Consider the following 4,712-nt stretch of genomic DNA (forward strand, 5'->3'; position numbering starts at 1 on the left):
CCAGGATGACCCTGGGCTGGCGCAAGCCCATTGAGGTCTATGCCGAGCACTTGGCTCGATTGAGCCAGCAGCCAGACCCTGTGCATTGAATATTTGTTGCACTTGGACTTGAAACCGCCCTTATCCAGAAAGCACAAGCAGCTATCATTTTTGACAATCACCCCCACAGCACCGACCGCATGGAGATCGACGCCGCCTGGTACCCGGTGTTGAAGAAGCGCGGCATCTCGCCCGCCTGCACCGCCCCGGCGGCGTAGAGCAGCGGCAGGTAGTGCTCATGCGTGGGGTGCGCCTGCCGCGCCAGCGGGCCGAGTTTTTGAAAGTCCTGCAACGCGCCCAGTTGCCCGTTCTTGATCTGCTCCTGCACCACGGTGTCGAACTCCACCGCCCAGTCGTAGGCTGCATTGGCCGCCGTGCCGAAGCGCGCCAGCCGCAGGTTGTGGACGACGTTGCCGCTGCCCACGATGAGCACGCCGCGCTCGCGCAGCGACCGCAGCTGTTGGCCCAGGGCGTAGTGCTCGGACGGTGGGCGGGCGTAGTCCATGCTCAGTTGCAGCACGGGGATGTCGGCCTGCGGGAACATGGGCTTGAGCACCGACCACGTTCCATGGTCCAGCCCCCATTCGCCCTCATCCACGCCCAGCGCGCCGCCCGTGGCGGGGGAACGCAGCTCAGCCGCCAGGCCCCGCGCGACGGCGGGCGCGCCCGGCGCGGGGTACTGCTGGTCGAACAGCGCCTGCGGAAAGCCGCCAAAGTCGTGGATGGTGCGCGGTCGCGCCATGCCCGTCACCTGCCAGCCCCCGCGCGTGAGCCAGTGGGCCGACACGCACAGGATGAGCTGGGGCCGCGCGGCGCGCGCCAGCAGATCCGCCCCCACAGCCTGCCAACTGCGGCGCCAGGCGTTGTTCTCGATGGCGTTCATGGGGCTGCCATGGCCCACGAACAGCACCGGCATGCGCGGGGACGGCTTCAGCGATGCGGTGGCCGCAGCCAGGGTCGAGGTCATGGAGAAGGCTCCTGAAAAGGCGGCCAACGCGGCCAGGGATGTTCTGCGGTGCATGGGTGACAGATCCAGGTAGCGAATTGTGTCAAACATCAAACGCACCATTTGCCGCTACCTGTTGGCCTTCGGGCTGGCCCGGTCGCTGGCGAGCAGCGCCCGTTTCTGAGCCCTGTACTGGGCGCTGCGCGCCCTAGGATGGTGGTGAAAGCCCCCCGACTCAGCTCCCCGCCATCCGTCAGCCCAGCGCGGCAATCACCTCAGGCGGCGCCTGCACCAGCTCGATCAGCACGCCCTCGCCCGCGATCGGGAACTCGTCGTTGCTCTTGGGGTGCAGAAAGGTGATGTCATACCCCGCCGCGCCCTTGCGGATGCCGCCCGGCGCGAAGCGCACGCCCTTGGCGGTGAGCCATTCGACGGCACGGGGCAGGTCGTCGATCCACAGGCCGATGTGGTTGAGCGGCGTGGCGTGGACTGCCGGCTTCTTCTCGATGTCCATCGGCTGCATGATGTCCACCTCGACCTTGAAGGCGCCCTGCCCCATGGCGAGGATGTCCTCGTCCACGTTCTCGCGCTCGCTCTGGAAGGTGCCAGTCTGCGTGAGGCCCAGCATGTCCACCCACAGGCGCTTCATGCGCTGTTTGTCGGTGCCGCCGATGGCGATCTGCTGGATGCCCAGGACTTTGAAGGGGCGGGTCATCTCGATTGCTCCTGATTCAATAGCTGCTGGCGCGCGCTGGATAAGCGCCAGAGGCCGATTTCATGCAAATTCCAGGATCACCTGGTCCACGGCCAGCGACTCGCCCTTGCCTGCCACGACCTTGCCCACCACGCCGTCCTGCGCGGCGAACAGGATGTTCTCCATCTTCATGGCCTCGATGACGGCCAGCTTTTCGCCCGCCTGCACCTTCTGGCCCGGCTGCACGGCCACATCCACCAGCAGGCCGGGCATGGGCGAGAGCAGGAACTTGCTCAAATCCGGCGGCGCCTTGTAGGGCATGAGTTGGTGCAGCCGCGCGCCCAGCGGCGACAGCACCAGCGCTTCGATCTGCGTGCCGTTGTGCGCAATGCGCAGCGCCAGCGGGTTCTTGCCCGCGCCGCGCTCCACCTGCGCGGTAAAGCCCGTGCCGTTGCACTGGCCTTGAACGCGGATCTGGCCCAGCGTGGCGGCGCTACTGATCTGATAGCTGTTGCCGCCCACGGATACTGCGCTGGAGCCCGATTTGTCCTGAAAATCCGTCACCGACACCGCGTGGTGCTGATTCTGCCCTTCGGCGCCCAGCACCACCACGACGAACTGTTCGCCCACCTTGACCTCGTGCCCCGCCAGCTGCCCGCTGATGCCCGAGGCGCGCGCGCGGTAGCGGCGGTTCATGTACGCGGCCAGGGCGACGAGGAACAGCGGGTCGTCGTGCGGCACGTCCTCGGCGTGGAAGCCCTTGCCGTAGTGCTCGGCGATGAAGCCGGTGTTGAAGTCGCCGCTGACGAACTTGGGGTGCGCCAGCAGCGCGGCCTGGAACGGGATGTTGCTGCTGATGCCGCGGATGACGAAGCCGTTGAGCGCGGCGCGCATCTTAGCGATGGCGTGGTCGCGGTCGGTGCCATGCACGATGAGCTTGGCGATCATCGAGTCGTAGTACATCGGGATCTCGCCGCCTTCATACACGCCCGTGTCCACGCGCACGCCTTGTCTTTTGTCCGTGTCGCCCTGGAACATGGTTTCCTCGGGTGGCTGAAAGCGCACCAGGCGGCCCGTGCTGGGCAGAAAGTTGCGAAACGGGTCCTCGGCGTTGATGCGGCACTCGATGGCCCAGCCCTCGCGCTTCACGTCGGCTTGCGTCAGGGGCAGCTTCTCGCCCGCCGCCACGCGGATCATCAGCTCCACCAGGTCCAGGCCGGTGATGCACTCCGTCACCGGGTGCTCCACCTGCAGGCGGGTGTTCATCTCCAGAAAGTAGAAGTCCTGGTCCTTGCCGACCACGAACTCCACCGTGCCCGCGCTCTGGTAGCCCACGGCCTTGGCCAGGGCCACGGCCTGCTCGCCCATGGCCTTGCGCGTGGCGTCAGAGATGAAGGGCGAAGGCGCTTCCTCGATCACCTTCTGGTGGCGGCGCTGGATGGAGCACTCGCGCTCGTTCAGGTAGATCACGTTGCCTAAGCTGTCGCCCAGCACCTGGATCTCGATGTGGCGCGGCTCCTGAACGAACTTCTCGATGAACACGCGGTCGTCGCCGAAGCTGTTGCGCGCCTCGTTCTGGCAGCTTGCGAAGCCCTCGAAGGCTTCCTTGTCGTTGTAGGCCACGCGCAGGCCCTTGCCGCCGCCGCCCGCGCTGGCCTTGATCATCACGGGGTAGCCGATGCCCTTGGCGATTTCCACCGCCTGCTCCGGCCCACTGATCGGGTCGTTGTAGCCGGGGATGGTGTTGACCTGGGCCTCGTTGGCGAGCTTCTTGGACGCGATCTTGTCGCCCATGGCAGCTATTGATCCGTGCTTGGGGCCGATGAAGACGATGCCCTCCTCCTCCACGCGCTTGGCGAAGGCTTCGTTCTCGCTCAGAAAGCCGTAGCCGGGGTGGACGGCCTGCGCGCCGGTCTGCTTGGCGGCGGCAATGATCTTGTCGGCCAGCAGGTAGGACTCGCGGCTGGGTGCCGCGCCGATGTACACGGCCTCGTCGGCCAGTTGGACGTGGCGGGCGTCCTTGTCGGCGTCGGAATAGACGGCGACGGTGGCGATGCCCATCTTGCGGGCGGTGGCGATGACGCGGCATGCAATCTCGCCGCGGTTCGCTATCAGGATTTTGGTGAACATGAAAACTCCTTCGCTGGTTTTATGTGGTTGTGTCGCTGCCGTCAAAAGCCACGCCACACTTGCGTGAGCGTTTTACGCACCTGGTTCATCGTGTGCTGGCGTATGGGCAAATCGTGCAGCAGTTCCGGCTGCGGCTGGCACAGCGCAGCCAGCCAGTGGTCGATGCAGCCTTGCGCATCCTTTTCCTTCACGCCGCCGCCTTTGGCAACGCGCATCAGGTCGGCGCGGGTCGGCTTCGCGCCCTCGCCCGCCACGCTGGTGCTGTGCTGGCCGCCGGGGCCTTGGCTGAAGGACAAGTCGAAGGCGGGTGAAAGGCGCCAGCGGCCCTGCGCGTCCATGCGGTAGGCGAAGTTCTTGGCGTGGTCGTCGCGGTTGTGCGTGAGCACGTTGAACACGCAGCGCTCGAAGGCCTTGCGTGTTTCGCGGTAGTCGCCGGTGATGCGCGCGGTGGCGAGCAGCACGGTTTCGTAGTCGAGCGCGGGCAGGCGGTAGTCGGCATCGACCAGCGCGGCCAGGCTGAGGACGGGCACGCGCACTTCTGCGCTCTGCACATCCGCACGGTCGAAACGGCGCACGCCGAAGGCTGCATGGCCTGCGCCCAGCGCAAAGTGCGCAGCCTCGGGCATGTCGATGCCGCCTGCGCGGGCCAGCCGGGCGTAGAAGGTTTCCAGTGCGCAGACTTCCGCGTGCTCGCCCTGCGCAGGGAATTTCAACAGCCAGGGTTCGCCAGCAGAAGGGCCAGCGTCGTCGGCGCTGAATGCGTCGTGCGCGCGCTGCCAGCGCAGCAGCGCCTTGGGCCGTGCGCCCTGCGGCGAGCCGCCCAGCATCAGCAGGTGGCGCAGCTGCTCGGCGCTGCTGCGCTCATCGCCGTCGCTGACGACGGCCTGGATCTCGCGCGCCAGC

4 protein-coding genes are annotated in these 4,712 nt (G+C 66.5%); all 4 read right to left on the reverse strand.

Annotation, left to right across the window (positions count from 1 at the left end; all coding sequences use genetic code 11):
• Positions 1-157: 157 nt before the first annotated feature.
• On the reverse strand, positions 158-1,006 hold the full coding sequence (ygiD, locus tag QM569_RS14985) for a 4,5-DOPA dioxygenase extradiol (RefSeq protein ID WP_414988039.1): 849 nt from the start codon (positions 1,004-1,006) through the stop codon (positions 158-160).
• Between the two features lie 232 nt (positions 1,007-1,238).
• Positions 1,239-1,700: a VOC family protein gene (locus tag QM569_RS14990; protein ID WP_414988040.1), complete on the reverse strand. Its 462-nt coding sequence runs from the start codon at positions 1,698-1,700 to the stop codon at positions 1,239-1,241.
• 60 nt (positions 1,701-1,760) lie between these two features.
• Complete coding sequence (locus QM569_RS14995) at positions 1,761-3,809, reverse strand: acetyl-CoA carboxylase biotin carboxylase subunit (protein ID WP_414988041.1); 2,049 nt, start codon at positions 3,807-3,809, stop codon at positions 1,761-1,763.
• A 41-nt stretch (positions 3,810-3,850) separates the two neighbouring features.
• Positions 3,851-4,712 (reverse strand): type II toxin-antitoxin system HipA family toxin (locus QM569_RS15000; RefSeq protein ID WP_414988042.1); only part of this gene is annotated, 862 nt, incomplete at its 5' end.

The organism is Acidovorax sp. (assembly GCF_047607405.1).
GTDB lineage: Bacteria > Pseudomonadota > Gammaproteobacteria > Burkholderiales > Burkholderiaceae_C > Acidovorax.